The sequence below is a fragment of the Pseudomonas sp. H3_D04 genome, from assembly GCF_054669175.1.
The window spans coordinates 2,073,132-2,087,010 of the sequence record NZ_CP162801.1; the positions used below are offsets into that span (position 1 = coordinate 2,073,132).

The 13,879-nt window shown below is 60.6% G+C and carries 12 protein-coding genes; 3 read left to right on the plus strand and 9 right to left on the minus strand.

The genetic code is table 11. The features are described 5' to 3' along the window. Positions 1-1,164 carry an alcohol dehydrogenase-like regulatory protein ErcA gene (gene ercA / locus AB4N91_RS09765; RefSeq protein WP_010455114.1) on the plus strand — a complete coding sequence of 388 codons (1,164 nt, stop codon included), beginning with the start codon at positions 1-3 and terminating at the stop codon, positions 1,162-1,164. Beyond that, the gene (locus tag AB4N91_RS09770) at positions 1,148-2,875 is read left to right on the plus strand and encodes a hybrid sensor histidine kinase/response regulator (RefSeq protein WP_010455112.1); all 1,728 of its coding nucleotides are present in this window, start codon (positions 1,148-1,150) and stop codon (positions 2,873-2,875) included. Before ercA ends, AB4N91_RS09770 begins: the two co-directional genes overlap by 17 nt. On the opposite strand, the gene AB4N91_RS09775 is transcribed toward AB4N91_RS09770, so the two are convergent. The 7 genes from AB4N91_RS09775 to AB4N91_RS09805 form a co-directional block, all read right to left on the minus strand. Then, the gene (locus tag AB4N91_RS09775) at positions 2,860-3,744 is read right to left on the minus strand and encodes an aldose 1-epimerase (RefSeq protein ID WP_282411853.1); all 885 of its coding nucleotides are present in this window, start codon (positions 3,742-3,744) and stop codon (positions 2,860-2,862) included. The genes AB4N91_RS09770 and AB4N91_RS09775 overlap by 16 nt on opposite strands. 125 nt (positions 3,745-3,869) lie before the next feature. Then, on the minus strand, positions 3,870-5,150 hold the full coding sequence (locus tag AB4N91_RS09780) for a TRAP transporter large permease (protein ID WP_010455107.1): 1,281 nt from the start codon (positions 5,148-5,150) through the stop codon (positions 3,870-3,872). After that, the gene (locus tag AB4N91_RS09785; protein ID WP_010455106.1) at positions 5,151-5,678 is read right to left on the minus strand and encodes a TRAP transporter small permease; all 528 of its coding nucleotides are present in this window, start codon (positions 5,676-5,678) and stop codon (positions 5,151-5,153) included. Between the two features lie 78 nt (positions 5,679-5,756). Continuing rightward, positions 5,757-6,728 carry a TRAP transporter substrate-binding protein gene (locus tag AB4N91_RS09790; RefSeq protein ID WP_010455104.1) on the minus strand — a complete coding sequence of 324 codons (972 nt, stop codon included), beginning with the start codon at positions 6,726-6,728 and terminating at the stop codon, positions 5,757-5,759. 61 nt (positions 6,729-6,789) lie between these two features. Next, positions 6,790-7,683 (minus strand): SMP-30/gluconolactonase/LRE family protein, encoded by an 894-nt coding sequence (locus tag AB4N91_RS09795; protein ID WP_083376523.1) that lies wholly within the window; start codon positions 7,681-7,683, stop codon positions 6,790-6,792. A 53-nt stretch (positions 7,684-7,736) separates the two neighbouring features. Continuing rightward, on the minus strand, positions 7,737-8,555 hold the full coding sequence (locus AB4N91_RS09800) for an NAD-dependent epimerase/dehydratase family protein (RefSeq protein ID WP_221106245.1): 819 nt from the start codon (positions 8,553-8,555) through the stop codon (positions 7,737-7,739). 185 nt (positions 8,556-8,740) lie between these two features. Continuing rightward, positions 8,741-10,036, minus strand: a complete 1,296-nt coding sequence (locus tag AB4N91_RS09805) for an OprD family porin (RefSeq protein ID WP_010455098.1) — start codon at positions 10,034-10,036, stop codon at positions 8,741-8,743. Between the two features lie 318 nt (positions 10,037-10,354). Between AB4N91_RS09805 and AB4N91_RS09810 the strand changes: the two genes are divergently transcribed. Then, positions 10,355-10,975 (plus strand): TetR/AcrR family transcriptional regulator, encoded by a 621-nt coding sequence (locus AB4N91_RS09810; RefSeq protein WP_010455096.1) that lies wholly within the window; start codon positions 10,355-10,357, stop codon positions 10,973-10,975. Positions 10,976-11,122: 147 nt separating this feature from the next. On the opposite strand, the gene preA is transcribed toward AB4N91_RS09810, so the two are convergent. Beyond that, positions 11,123-12,397, minus strand: coding sequence for an NAD-dependent dihydropyrimidine dehydrogenase subunit PreA (gene preA / locus AB4N91_RS09815; RefSeq protein ID WP_010455094.1), 1,275 nt, complete (start codon positions 12,395-12,397; stop codon positions 11,123-11,125). After that, positions 12,398-13,765 (minus strand): NAD(P)-dependent oxidoreductase, encoded by a 1,368-nt coding sequence (locus tag AB4N91_RS09820; RefSeq protein WP_010455093.1) that lies wholly within the window; start codon positions 13,763-13,765, stop codon positions 12,398-12,400. It lies immediately after the preceding gene. Positions 13,766-13,879: the final 114 nt, after the last annotated feature.

Sequence of the window (13,879 nt, forward strand, 5' to 3'; positions counted from 1 at the left end):
ATGAGCCAGAGTCTCAGCCAGCTGCGTAAATTCGTTTCGCCTGAAATCATCTTCGGTGCCGGTTGCCGGCATAACGTCGGCAACTGCGCCAAAACCTTTGGTGCGCGCAAGGTGCTGGTGGTCAGCGACCCCGGTGTGATTGCCGCCGGTTGGGTGGCCGATGTCGAAGCCAGCCTGCAAGCCCAGGGCATCGACTACTTTCTCTATAGCGACGTGTCACCCAACCCGCGGGTCGAGGAAGTCATGCTCGGCGCCGAGTTGTACAAGGAAAACCACTGCGATGTGATCGTTGCGGTCGGCGGTGGCAGCCCGATGGATTGCGGCAAAGGCATCGGCATCGTCGTCGCCCACGGGCGCAACATCCTTGAATTTGAAGGCGTGGACACCATTCGTGTGCCCAGCCCGCCGTTGATCCTGATTCCGACCACCGCCGGCACCTCGGCCGATGTCTCGCAATTCGTGATCATTTCCAACCAGCAAGAACGCATGAAGTTCTCCATCGTCAGCAAGGCCGTGGTGCCGGACGTGTCGCTGATCGACCCGGAAACCACCCTGAGCATGGACCCGTTCCTGTCGGCCTGTACCGGCATTGATGCGCTGGTGCATGCCATCGAAGCGTTCGTCTCCACCGGCCACGGGCCACTGACCGACCCGCACGCCCTGGAAGCGATGCGCCTGATCAACGGCAACCTGGTGCAGATGATCGCCAACCCGGGCGACATCGCCCTGCGCGAAAAAATCATGCTGGGCAGCATGCAGGCCGGACTGGCGTTCTCCAACGCGATTCTGGGCGCGGTGCACGCGATGTCCCACAGCCTCGGCGGCTTCCTCGATTTGCCCCACGGCTTGTGTAACGCGGTATTGGTGGAACACGTGGTGGCGTTCAACTACAGCTCGGCGCCGGATCGCTTCAAGGTGATCGCCGAGACCCTCGGCATCGATTGCCGTGGCCTCAATCACCGGCAGATCAGCGGACGGCTGGTCGAGCACCTGATAGCCCTGAAACACGCGATCGGCTTCCATGAAACCCTGGGGTTGCACGGGGTCAGCACCGCGGACATTCCGTTCCTGTCGCAACACGCCATGCACGACCCCTGCATCCTCACCAACCCGCGCGAATCCAGTCAGCGTGATGTCGAGGTCGTCTATGGCGAAGCCCTCTGACGAGCAGCAACGCGCGCTCGCCGGGCTACTGGGATTAGGCAGCCACTCGGCGCGCAAGAGCCATTACCCGGAACTCGCCGCACGGCTGGACGAGTTGGAAGCCGAGCGCAACCGCTACAAGTGGCTGTTCGAAAACGCCGTGCACGGGATCTTCCAGGCCAGCCTGCTGCAAGGCATGCGCGCCGCCAACCCGGCGCTGGCACGAATGCTCGGCTATCAGGACCCGCAAGAAGTGTTGTTTTCGCTGGCGGACCTGGCGAGCAACCTGTTTGTCGGCGGTGCCCGGGAGCTGGAGAACATCGGCGAAATCCTCCGCCACCAAGGCAGCCTGCACGGTTATGAAACCCAATTGCGGCGCAAGGACGGCAGCAGCCTCGACGTGTTGATGAACCTGTTGCTCAAACCCGATCAGGAAGGGCTGGTAGAGGGCTTTGTCGCCGACATCACCGAACGCAAAATCGCCCAGCAGCGCCTGCAACAACTCAATGACGAATTGGAGCAGCGGGTGACCGCGCGCACCGACGAACTGCTCGAAGCCAATCGCAACCTGCAACAGCAGATCACCCAGCGTAAACAGATCGCAGAAGCGTTGCGCGACGCCCGGGACGCCGCCGAAGCCGCCAACCGCAGCAAGGACAAATACCTCGCTGCCGCCAGCCATGACTTGCTGCAACCGCTCAACGCCGCCCGTTTGCTGATCTCGACGTTACGCGAGCGCAAATTGCCGGATGTCGAGCAGGTGCTGGTGGAGCGCACGCACCAGGCCCTGGAAGGCGCTGAAGATTTGCTCACCGATTTGCTCGACATCTCCCGACTCGATCAGGCTGCCGTCAAGCCGGACGTCGCGTTGTACCGCCTCGACGAATTGCTCGCGCCGCTGGTCTCGGAGTTCCAGTCGGTGGCCGAGGCCGCCGGGTTGAACCTGCGGGTGCACATGGGCGACTACGCCATTCACACCGACTTGCGCTTGATGACCCGAATCCTGCGCAACTTTCTCAGCAACGCCTGCCGATATACCGATGAGGGCTGCATTCTGCTGGGGGCCAGACGGCGCGGCAACATGCTGCGCCTGGAAGTGTGGGACACCGGGCGCGGGATCGCGGCGGACCGGCTGGACTCGATCTTCCTCGAATTCAATCAACTGGACGTCGGGCGCGCCGCTGACCGTAAGGGCGTGGGGCTCGGACTGGCGATTGTCGAGCGTATCGCCAAGATCCTCGGCTATAAAATCGGCGTACATTCGCGCCCGGGACGCGGTTCGATGTTCAGCATTGACGTGCCGATTTCCCATGAGATTCCGCTACCGATCAGTCTGGCCGCGCCGCAGCCGGGTACGGGTAACCCGTTGCCGGGCCGGCGCCTGCTGGTGCTGGACAACGAAGTGAGCATTCTGGAGAGCATGAGCGCGTTGCTCGGGCAGTGGGGCTGTGAGGTGGTCATTGCCACGGATGAACACTCAGCGTTGGCGGCCTTGCAGGGGCGGGCGCCGGAACTGATTCTGGCGGACTACCACCTCGATCACGGGGTGGTGGGCTGTGATGTGGTGCGGCACTTGCGCGAGCATTTCAACCGGACGATTCCAGCGGTGATCATCACCGCCGACCGCACCGACCAATGTCGACGCTCGTTGCAGAGACTCGACGCGCCGCTGCTGAACAAGCCGGTGAAACCCGGCAAGTTGCGTGCAGTGCTCAGTCAGATGTTGGGCTGATCAAGCCGGCGATAGTGCAGGCTGAAACCCAGTTCGGTGGATTGACCTTGCTCTAGCAGACGCAGCCCCGGCCGACCCGGCAAGTGGTGGGCGTTGACCGGATGGCTGACCGGTTCGATGCAGAAAAAACCCAGGCCCACCGGGCAGTAGAGCAGGTAGTTATCGCTGCCGGTGGCCTGGCATTCCAGTTCATAACCGAGCTCGGGTTGCTGGATCAGGCAATGACCGTCCCATTCGCAGAAACCGTTGTCGACCAGCGTGTCCGGCAGGGTTTTGAGCTGATGAAAGTCCCACTCGTCGGGCACGTCCATCCGTTCGGTCGGCAGTTTCGATTGATCGCATAACCAGACTTTTTCCGCTTGAGCCTGTAGTCGTGTGCCGGCTGTGCGCGGAAAGTACGGGTGCAGGCCGAGCCCATGCCACGCGGGGTGTTTGGCCAAGTGGGTGACGTGCAGATCGATACTCAATCGGCCCTCTTTCAGATGAAACCGCTGCCGGGCGCGATAGGCGAAGGGGGCAATGCTGTTGAGTTGCAGGACGACTTCGTCATGGGTCTGCGACATCACCTGCCACGGTTGTTGCCAGGCGCTGCCGTGAATCGGTAACGGATCGGTGAGGCTGTTGGGCGTCAAGGCGAGCCAGCCTTCGGGGCAGTCAAAACCTCCTTCGGCGATGCGGTTAGACCAGGGGACCAGGGGATAGCAGCCCAGTTTGCCCGGCAGACCGGTGTTCAGCGCATGGGCGTCGTTGTGACGCAGCAGCGGTTGCCCGGTACTGCGAACGGTCCAGTTGACAACGCTGCCGCCGAGTCCGGGGGCGAGGGTGAGGTGGGTGAGTTCGTCTTTGAGTTCGAGAATTTCTGGCGTCATGTTGACCCGCGATATTCAGGTTTTTCGGTAAGGGGTGAACAGGCTGTTTGTAGGCGCCAGGCTTGCCGGCGAAGGCGCACTCAGGGACGCTTTCGCCGGCAAGCCTGGCTCCTGCAGAAAAGGTTTTACAACACCAAATTTGGCAACCACAGCGACAGCGCCGGAATGTAGGTCACGGCCAAAAGCACCAGGAACAGCACGGCATAGAACGGCAGCAGTGCCTTCACGGTTTTTTCGATACTGACTTTGCCCACGGCCGACCCCACAAACAATACCGCGCCCACCGGCGGCGTGATCAATCCGATCCCCAGGTTCACCAGCATGATCATGCCGAACTGCACCGGGTCAACGCCAATGCCCAGAATCACCGGCATCAGGATCGGCGTCAGGATCAGGATCAGCGGCGCCATGTCCATCACGGTGCCGAGCAACAGCAGCATGACGTTGATGCACATCAGAATCACGTAACGGTTGTCCGACAGGGTCAGGAACATCGTGGTGATCTTCGACGGAATCTGCATCAGCGTCATGATGTAGCCGAAGCTCGCAGCGAAGCCGATCAGGATCATCACGATCGAAATCGTCCGCACGGTGCGGTGCATCAGCTTCGGCAGTTCACTCCACTTGTAGTCGCGGTAGATGAACATGGTCACGAAGAACGACCACAGCACCGCAATCGCCGCCGATTCGGTGGCGGTGAAAATACCCGAGAGAATCCCGCCGAGGATGATGACCATCGCCATCAGGCCCCACATGGCTTCGCCGCAGATTTTCAGCGCCTGCTTCAAGGGGATGACTTCGCCCTTGGGGTAGTTGCGCTTTTTCGCGAAGATCAGGCACAGCACCATCAGGCACGCGCTCATCAGCAGGCCCGGGACGACGCCGGCCATGAACAGCGACGCAATCGACACCGTGCCGCCAGCGGCCAGGGAGTAGAGCACCGAGTTGTGGCTGGGCGGGGTCAGTAGCGCTTGCACCGAGCCGCTGACCGTGACGGCCGTGGCAAACTCCCGCGGGTAGCCGCGGCGTTCCATCTCAGGAATCAGCACCGAGCCGACCGAGGCGGTGTCCGCCACCGAAGAGCCGGAGATTGCGCCGAAGAAGGTCGACGCCATGATGTTGACCAGCGACAAGCCGCCACGGACAAACCCGACCAGCACACCGGCAAAGGCCACCAGCCTGCGGGACATGCCCCCCTCGGCCATGATCGCGCCGGCCAGTACGAAGAACGGAATCGCCAGCAACGAGAATTTGTTCACGCCGCCGGCGACCTGAATCATCAGCGCCTGGAACGGGATGTCGATCCACCACGCACCGATCAGGGCGGAAAGCCCCAGTGCGTAAGCGACCGGCATGCCGATCAGGATCAGTGCAATAAAACTGCCCAACAGAATCAACGCGTCCATTCAGGCAGCCCCTTCGCTTTCTTCAACCAGGTCGAAACGCACGACCCGACGGTTGCTCTGGTCACCGAGCAAGAGTTTTTCCAGGACAAAGATCAGCGTCAGCAACCCGCCAATCGGGATCGGCATGTAGGTGATGCCCACGCGCAGCGTCGGCATGGCGCTCATGAACTGGTTCCAGGTCGACAGGCAGAGCTTGGTGCCCCAGATAGTCATGAACAGGCAGATGGTCGCCATCAGCAGTTGCGAGACAATCGCCATCGCATTGCGCACTCCGGGGGGCATGCGGTCGGTGAGCATGGCCACGGCCATGTGCGCGCCGGCGCGGTAGCTGGCAGCGGCGCCAATGAAGGTGAAGACCATCATCAGCAAGATGGCGGTGGGCTCCGGCCAGCTTGAGCCGGTGCCGAGGACGTAACGGGCAAAGACGCCCCAGGGAATGATCAGGGAAATGGTCAGGACCGACAGACCGGCTACCCAGATGCAGGTCATGTAAATTTTGTCGTTGATGCGTAGCAGTAGATTCTTCATCGGGTTTCACCGTAACCGGGCGCGCACTGACATATACCCACGTCAATGGCGCCGGGCCTTTCATGAGGGCAAGGAGGGTTACTGAACGGCTTCGATGCGCTTGATCAGGTCGGCATAAGGTGCGCCGTATTTTTCGCGGATCGAGGCGGTTGCCTCATAGAAAGGTTTCTTGTCGACGGTGATGAACTTGACCCCGGCGGCCTTGAGTTTTTCTTCACTGCTGGCCGTCTTCGCGTCCCACAAGATGCGTTCCTGCGCCTGTGCGGCTTTGGCGGCTTTCTTCACCAGTGTCTGCTGCTCGGGGGTGAGTTTTTCCCAGGTGATTTTCGACATCACGATAGGCTCGGGCAGGATCAGGTGGCCGGTCAGGCTGTAGAACTTGGCGTTTTGATAGTGGTTGTGCTCAAGCAGCGTTGGCGGGTTGTTTTCTGCGCCATCGATCACACCGGTCTGCAAGGCACTGAAGATTTCGCCAGTGTCCATCGCGATACCGTTACCGCCCATGGCGTTGATGGTTTCGATGAACATGGGGTTGCCCATTACGCGGATCTTCATGCCTTTGAGATCTTCGGGGTTGTTGACCGGTTTTTTGGTGTAGATGTTGCGAGTACCGCCATCCATCCAGGCCAGGGCAACCAGGCCAAACTCGGAATCGGTGATTTTGGCCAGGATCTCGTCGCCGACTTCACCGTCAATGACCTTGCGCATGTGCGCCTGGTCGCGGAACACGAACGGCATGTTGAACACGTTCACGTCCGGCACCACCGGCCCGACGATACCGAGGCTGACCCGCGCCATCTGAATGGCGCCGACCTGGGCTTGTTCAACCACTTCTTTTTCCGAGCCGAGCACACCGCCGGCGAACATCTTGAAGGTCAGGGCGCCGTTGCTGTCGGCCACCAGAGTTTTACCCAGTTGCTCCTCGGCCACCACGGTCGGATAACCAGTGGGGTGGATGTCGGCGAACTTGATTTCCAGCGCCTGAGCGGCACTGCTGAGGGTGAAGGCCAAAGGGAGTGCAGCGGCGAGCAAGGTGCGTTTGAAGTCCATGGGGGTGTCTCCAGTTTGTTATTTTTTTTGTATTCAAGGCGCAAGGGTGTAGCAGAAGCGGTTAAAGCAGATCGTTGAACAGCGGTTCCGGTAAACCTTTGACGCCGGGATTGAGCGCAAACACGCCGCCGGCCAGTGATCGCGGGTCATCGTCGTCACCGGGGCGGATCGAGGTCACGAACAGCGTGTCCAGTCGACTGCCACCGAAGGCGCACATGGTGGGTTTTTTCACGGGCACGGCGAGGGAACGGTCCAGTCGACCGTCCGGGGTGAAGCGGTGAATCAGCCCGGCGTCGTTGGCGCAGATCCAGTAGCCGCCTTCAGCATCAACGGCGGCGCCGTCGGGGCGTCCGGGGAATTGATTCATGTCGACGAACAACCGCCGATTGGACGGCGTGCCGCTGTCGATGTCGTAATCGAAGGCCCAGATCTGCTGGACCAGGGGATGGGAATCAGACAGGTACATCGTCCGGCCGTCCGGGCTGAAGCCCAGGCCGTTGGGCACAATGAACCCGCCGAGTTGCGCTTCGAGCGGTCCGCGTTGCCCGGCGCTGTAGCGATACAACGTGCCATCGGCGGCGTTGGCGCCCATGTTCAGCACCATGCTGCCGGCCCAGAAACGGCCCTGACGATCACAGCGACCGTCGTTCAGGCGCATGTCGACGCGGGCATGATCGACGTGGGCCAGCAGTTCGCTGTCGAGGCTGCCGTCGTTGTGCGGCTGCAAATGGAAGAAGCCGCTTTCCATCCCGGCCACCCAACCGCGATCGCGGTGACGGGCGATGCAGGCGAGCATTTGTGGGGCTTTCCAGGCATTGACATGACCGCTGTCGGCGCTCCAGCGCTGCAATCCACCGGCAGGAATATCCACCCAGTACAGGGCGTTTTCCTCGGGGACCCAGACCGGGCTTTCTCCTACCGCGTTACGGGCATCAACAATCAATTCGGCTTGCATGGCAACTCATTCCCTTGGATTTTTGTTGTGGGGATCAAGTGAAGTCAGCGGTTTCAGTCACCGAACGGGCCGGACGCCACAAACGCGCCACCCTGGTAAACCATGCTCGGGTCGTCCGCCGCAGGCATCGGCTGCGCTTCGACTTTTTCGCGGAACACTTCAGAGCTGTCCTGCGGTGCATAGCCCAAGGCGGTCGCGAAACGGTTGTCCCACCAGACGTTCTTGTTGTCGGACATGCCGTACACCACGGTGTGCCCGACGTTCGGCGCGTACAGCGCGCGTTCGAGCAAGTGGGTCAGGTCGCCGAAACTCAGCCAGGTGCTCATCATTCGGCGGTTCTGCGGTTCCGGGAACGAGGAGCCGATGCGGATGCTGACGGTCTCGATGCCATAGCGATCGAAATAGAAACTGGCCATGTCTTCGCCGTAGGACTTGGACAAGCCGTAATAGCTGTCCGGGCGGCGAGGGCAGTGGGCGTCGATGATTTCGCCTTGCTTGTAGAAGCCGATGACGTGGTTGGAACTGGCGAAAATCACCCGTTTCACGCCATGGCGGCGTGCGGCTTCGTAGATGTGGAAGACGCCACAGATGTTGGCACCGAGGATCTCTTCAAACGAGTGCTCCGTCGAGACGCCGCCAAAGTGCAGGATCGCGTCCACCCCTTCGACCAGTTGGTGGACGGCCTGCTTGTCCGCCAGGTCGCATTTGACGACTTCTTCGCGGTCATCGGTGGCGGGGGACATGTCGGCGATGTCCGACAGGCGAATGACGTTGGCATAAGGGCGCAGGCTTTCGCGAAGCACTTTACCGAGGCCACCGGCGGCACCGGTCAGCAACAGGCGATTGAAAGGGGCTGTGGAAGTGGTGGTCATGGGAGTCCCTTGGGGCGCTATTATTGTTGTAGGTTGTCGTATGACTTTGTTGAAGTATCGTAAGGCTTTCCGAGTCTTGTCAACGCGACTTTGGTTGAAAATGACGGAGGGTCATTTCACACATCCCTGTGATAAGAGGATCTTCTGACCACAGGATTGATGTGAGCCTGCAAGGGATGTCTGCCTTACAGCAACGAAATCGGGTAACTGATGAAAATGCGGTTTTCATCGAATTCGTTGGTGCTGAAGCTCTTGCGGATGGTCGCGTTGCGCCATTTGACGTTGAGGTTCTTCAGCGGGCCGCTTTGCACGGTGTAGGCCAGTTCCGACTCGCGGCCCCACTCCTTGCCATCGGTGATCGTCCCGGTGTGCACGTTATCGCCGCTGATGTAGCGGTTCATCATCGTCAGGCCAGGAACGCCGAGGGCGACGAAGTTATAGTCGTGACGCAACTGCCAGGATTTTTCCTTGGCGTTGTCGTAGCTGGAGTTGTAGCTGTCGTTGGCCAGGGTGCCGCCGCTGGTGCCGTTGACCCGCATCCAGACATCGTCGCCGCTGAGTTTTTGCAGGCCGACGTAGAAGGTGTTGCCGCCATATTTGGCCGAGAGCATGGCGAATGCGGTTTTGTTGTCGAGGTCGCCAGCGAAAGCGCTGCCGTCTTCCTTGCCGATGAAGTAACCGAGGTTGGCGCCCAGGGTCCAGTCGCCGATGGGCTGGCTGTGGCTCAGGTTGAAATATTGCTGCTGGTAAATGTCGCTGAGTTCCGAGTACCAGACGCCGACCTGGGTGCGCTTGTCGTTGAACGCGTATTCGCCGCCGCCGAAGTTGAAGCGGTCCGAGGTGAATGCGGCCTTGGTGTTCATGGACATGTCTTCCATGCTCGCATCGTTGCGCGGGCTGTTCTGGCGGAACTGGCCGCCGTAGAGCGTCAGGCCGCTGATCTCGGTGGACGTCACCTGGCCGCCACGGAAGGTTTGCGGCAGAGAGCGGCCGTCGTCGGAGCGCAGGATCGGCAGCACCGGCATCCATTCCCCGACCTTCACTTCGGTTTTGGAGATTTTGCCTTTGAGGGCCACGCCCATGCGGCCGAAATTGTCGGCCGGGCGGCCGTCGTCGTGGATCGGCAGCAGCTGGGTGCCGCCTGTGCCTTTGCCGCCGTCGAGTTTTTGCGAGTACAAGCCCAGCACATCCACACCGAAACCGACCGGGCCCGGGGTGAATCCGGACCTGGCGTCGAGGATGAAGTTTTGCGTCCATTCCTCAGCCTTGCCCTGGGGATAGGCCGGGTTGGTGTAATTGCGATTGATGTAGGCGTTACGCAGGTTCAACGTGGCTTTGGCGTCATCAACGAAACCTTCTGCATAGCTGGTCATCGGCAAGGCGAAGGCCAGGCCGCTGCAACCGATCAGGCTCAGGGTGGTGCGGCATACAAAGGTCGGGCGAGGGGTGCTGGCGAAGGAATTGCGGACGAGTTTGCTCACAGTGACGCTCCCTTGTTTCTTGTTGTTTTTATTTTTTGTCATACGTCGTCGTACAACATTGGGGCGATTATTTGCGGGGCGTTCAGGGATTGTCAATCAGAAGTTATACGATGACTTGCGCCGGTGTGCTCGAATCCCTGTGGGATCCGGTTCGGCTCACGATTATCGGGGGCAAGGAGCCGAGGAAGCACCGCCGCTGCCTCGGAGGCCGGTCGAAAGGAGCGCCAGTTTACCTGCGAGTGAAGTTTCGTTTTTCCCTTGTCGCCGCGAGGTAGAGCGGATGCTAGTCTTGGCCAACGCTGTTGTCAGGGAGCCCTCATGGGCAATCACAAGATCGAGATTCGTCGCAGTAACGTCGAGAAGATTTTGCTGGGGGCCGAAAAGGTCTTCGCCGAAAAAGGCTTCGGCGGCACCGCCATGGCCGACATTGCCGCCGAAGTGCAACTGCCGCGCTCCAACCTGCATTACTACTTCAGCACCAAAAGCGAGCTGTACAGCGCCGTGCTGTTGGGTTTGCTGGAAGTGTGGAAGCAGGACGCGCTGTGCTTCGAGATGTTCGACGATCCGCGCGTGGTGCTCAGCAGCTACATCCGCGCCAAGATGAACCACTCGCGCAGCCGGCCTTATGGGTCAAAAGTCTGGGCCAATGAAATCATCCACGGCGCCCCCACCCTGGGCGTGGCGCTGGACGCGAGCCTGTACGACTGGGCCAAGATGAAAGAAGCGAAAATCCGCCAGTGGGTGGACGACAAACGCATCCTGCCGGTGGAGCCTTCAAGCCTGCTGTACATGATCTGGGCGTCGACCCAGCATTACGCGGACTTTGATCATCAGGTGAATATCCTCAACGACCATCAGCCACTGTCGGACATGCAGTTCGAACGGGCGGTGCAGACGGTGACGAGTGTGATTTTGCGGGGGATCGGGTTGGAGCCTTGAGGTTTGCGGTGCAGCTGACAGCCTCTTCGCGGGCAAGCCTCGCGCCTACAGGGCCAGCGTCGATTAATTAATCGTGGATCGACACAAAACCTGTAGGAGCGAGGCTTGCCCGCGAAGACGCAGGCGAAGGCTCAGGCGACGCAGATCTCAAACGGCAACATGGTAGGGATTTCGTGGGTCATGATTCCAATCCAGAAACGGCTTGCCGTTCTCCATCGGCACCATCTCGATGCAATCCTCCACCGGGCAGGTGATCTGGCACAGGTTGCAGCCGACGCACTCATCATCAATCACTTCATACTTATGCGTTCCGTCCGCTTGCTTCAAACTGGCCACCGCCTGGTGCGAGGTATCTTCGCAAGCAATGTGGCAGCGTCCGCAGCCAATGCACGCGTCCTGATCAATCTTCGCAATCACTTGATAGTTGATGTCCAGGTACTTCCAGTCCGTGGTATTGCCCACTGCGCGACCGGAAAACTCCGGGATGCTGGCGTAACCCTGACTGTCCATCCAGCGTGACAGACCGTCCTTCATCTCCTCGACAATCCGGAAGCCATGCAGCATCGCCGCGGTGCACACCTGGACCGAGCCGCTGCCCAGGGCGATGAATTCCGCGGCATCACGCCAGCTGCCAATGCCGCCAATGCCGGAGATCGGCAAACCCTGAGTCTGCGGATCACGAGCGATTTCGGCGACCATGTTCAGCGCAATCGGCTTCACTGCCGAACCGCAATAACCACCGTGGGTGCTTTGGCTGCCCACGGCGGGATTGGCGACCATGCGCTCCAGATTGACGCTGGTGATCGAGTTGATGGTGTTGATCAGCGACACCGCATCGGCCCCGCCGCGATGGGCCGCACGGGCGGCGACGCGGATGTCGGTGATGTTCGGCGTGAGCTTGACGATCACCGGCAGCGAGCAATAGGTCTTGCACCAACGGGTGACCTGCTCGACGTACTCCGGCACCTGGCCGACCGCCGCGCCCATGCCGCGTTCCGGCATGCCGTGGGGACAACCGAAGTTCAATTCGATGCCGTCGGCGCCGGTGGCTTCCACCAGCGGCAGGATGAACTTCCACGACTCTTCGACGCAGGGCACCATCAGCGACACGATCAGCGCGCGGTCCGGCCAGTCCTTTTTGACCTGGGTGATTTCCCGCAGGTTGATCTCCAGCGAGCGGTCGGTGATCAGCTCGATATTGTTGAAGCCCACCACTTCACGGTTGGCACCGAAGAGCGCGGAGTAACGCGACGACACGTTCACCGCTGCCGGGTCTTCACCCAGGGTTTTCCAGACCACGCCGCCCCAGCCAGCCTCGAAGGCACGAACCACGTTGTAGGCCTTGTCGGTCGGCGGCGCGGAGGCCAGCCAGAACGGATTCGGCGATTTGATGCCGGCGAAGACAATCGAAAGATCGGCCATTTACGCAGCCTCCACGTTGAGCATCAGTTGAGCGTTGATGGCCTCGGCCGCCCGTTTGCCATGCTGCACGGCTTGCACGGTGAGGTCCTGATCGAGGCTGGTGCAGTCGCCACCGGCATACACGCCGGGAATGCTGGTACGCAGTTGTTCATCGACCTGGATTCGATCACCCTGGCGTCTGAGTTCGCGTGCCAGCGGATCGGCGAGGGCGCTGGCATCGAAGGCCTGGCCGATGGCTTTGAAGATCGCGTCGGCGGCCAGCTCGAAGGTTTCGCCGGTGGTTTGCAGACGACCGTCCACCAGGTGCGTGCGGGCGAAGCGCATGCCGCGCACGTTGCCTTGGTCATCGAGCAGCACTTCTTCGGGTTGCGCCCACGTCAATAAGCGCACCTGATTGGCCTTGGCGATGTCCTGCTCGTGACCGGTGGCGCCCATTTCCTCGACACCACGGCGGTACACCAGATTCACGTCGTGAGCGCCGAGGCGGGCCATTTGCACGGCCATGTCGATGGCCGTATTGCCGGCGCCGAGGACGATGCAATGATCGGCCAGCGGCAGTTGGCTCAGGTCATCGGCCTGACGCAGTTCGCGGATGTAATCGGTGGCAGCAAGCAGGCCGGGGGCGTCTTCGTGAGGCAAACCGAGTTGCTTGCTGGCGGCCAGGCCGAGGCCAAGGAACACCGCGTCGAATTGCTGATGCAGTTCGCTGAGGGTCAGGTTTTCGCCGAGTTTCTGGCCGTGACGGATTTCGATGCCGCCAATCTGCAGCAGGAACTCAAGCTCCTTCTGCGCATAGTCATCCACCAGTTTGTACTTGGCGATCCCGTATTCGTTGAGGCCGCCAGCCTTTTCCCGTGCTTCGAAAATCACCACGTCGTGGCCATGCATCGCACTGCGGTGAGCGCAGGACAACCCGGCCGGGCCGGCACCGACCACAGCGATGCGTTTGCCGGTGGTGGCGGCGCGCTGGAAGGGGTGTTCGCTGAAGTGCGCGTTGTCGACGGCGTAACGTTGCAACAGGCCGATCAATACCGGTGCGCACTCGTGGTCGTTGTTGCGCACGCAGGCTTGCTGGCAGAGGATTTCCGTCGGGCACACCCGTGCGCAGCTGCCGCCGAGGATGTTCGCCGAGAGGATTTTCTGCGCGGCGCCCTGGACGTTGTCCTGATGGATATTGCGGATGAATGACGGGATATCGATCTCGCTCGGGCAGGCATTCACGCACGGCGCGTCGTAGCAATACAGGCAGCGCGAAGCTTCCAGATGCGCCTGACGGTCGTTGAGTGGCGGTGCCAGGTCGGTGAAGTGGCCGGCGAGGGCGGCCGCATTCTCATAGGGATGCGGGAGGTGGTTCAGGGACTTGATCACGGTGTTGGCCTCACGGTTATTGAGGTACTGCCTCTGATGGGCATTGGTTTTGTGTTGTCGCTGCCGGCCTCTTTGCGGGCTAGCCTCGCTCCTGTTTTTTGGATTGCGTGCCAC

What these genes read in the sequence shown, in the direction of transcription:
- AB4N91_RS09770 (WP_010455112.1), top strand. Translation starts at nt 1,148, where the DNA reads ATGGCGAAGCCCTCTGACGAGCAGCAACGCGCGCTCGCCGGGCTACTG.
- AB4N91_RS09785 (WP_010455106.1), bottom strand. Translation starts at nt 5,678, where the DNA reads ATGAAGAATCTACTGCTACGCATCAACGACAAAATTTACATGACCTGC.
- AB4N91_RS09790 (WP_010455104.1), bottom strand. Translation starts at nt 6,728, where the DNA reads ATGGACTTCAAACGCACCTTGCTCGCCGCTGCACTCCCTTTGGCCTTC.
- AB4N91_RS09800 (WP_221106245.1), bottom strand. Translation starts at nt 8,555, where the DNA reads ATGACCACCACTTCCACAGCCCCTTTCAATCGCCTGTTGCTGACCGGT.
- ercA (WP_010455114.1), top strand. Translation starts at nt 1, where the DNA reads ATGAGCCAGAGTCTCAGCCAGCTGCGTAAATTCGTTTCGCCTGAAATC.
- AB4N91_RS09775 (WP_282411853.1), bottom strand. Translation starts at nt 3,744, where the DNA reads ATGACGCCAGAAATTCTCGAACTCAAAGACGAACTCACCCACCTCACC.
- AB4N91_RS09780 (WP_010455107.1), bottom strand. Translation starts at nt 5,150, where the DNA reads ATGGACGCGTTGATTCTGTTGGGCAGTTTTATTGCACTGATCCTGATC.
- AB4N91_RS09810 (WP_010455096.1), top strand. Translation starts at nt 10,355, where the DNA reads ATGGGCAATCACAAGATCGAGATTCGTCGCAGTAACGTCGAGAAGATT.
- preA (WP_010455094.1), bottom strand. Translation starts at nt 12,397, where the DNA reads ATGGCCGATCTTTCGATTGTCTTCGCCGGCATCAAATCGCCGAATCCG.
- AB4N91_RS09795 (WP_083376523.1), bottom strand. Translation starts at nt 7,683, where the DNA reads ATGCAAGCCGAATTGATTGTTGATGCCCGTAACGCGGTAGGAGAAAGC.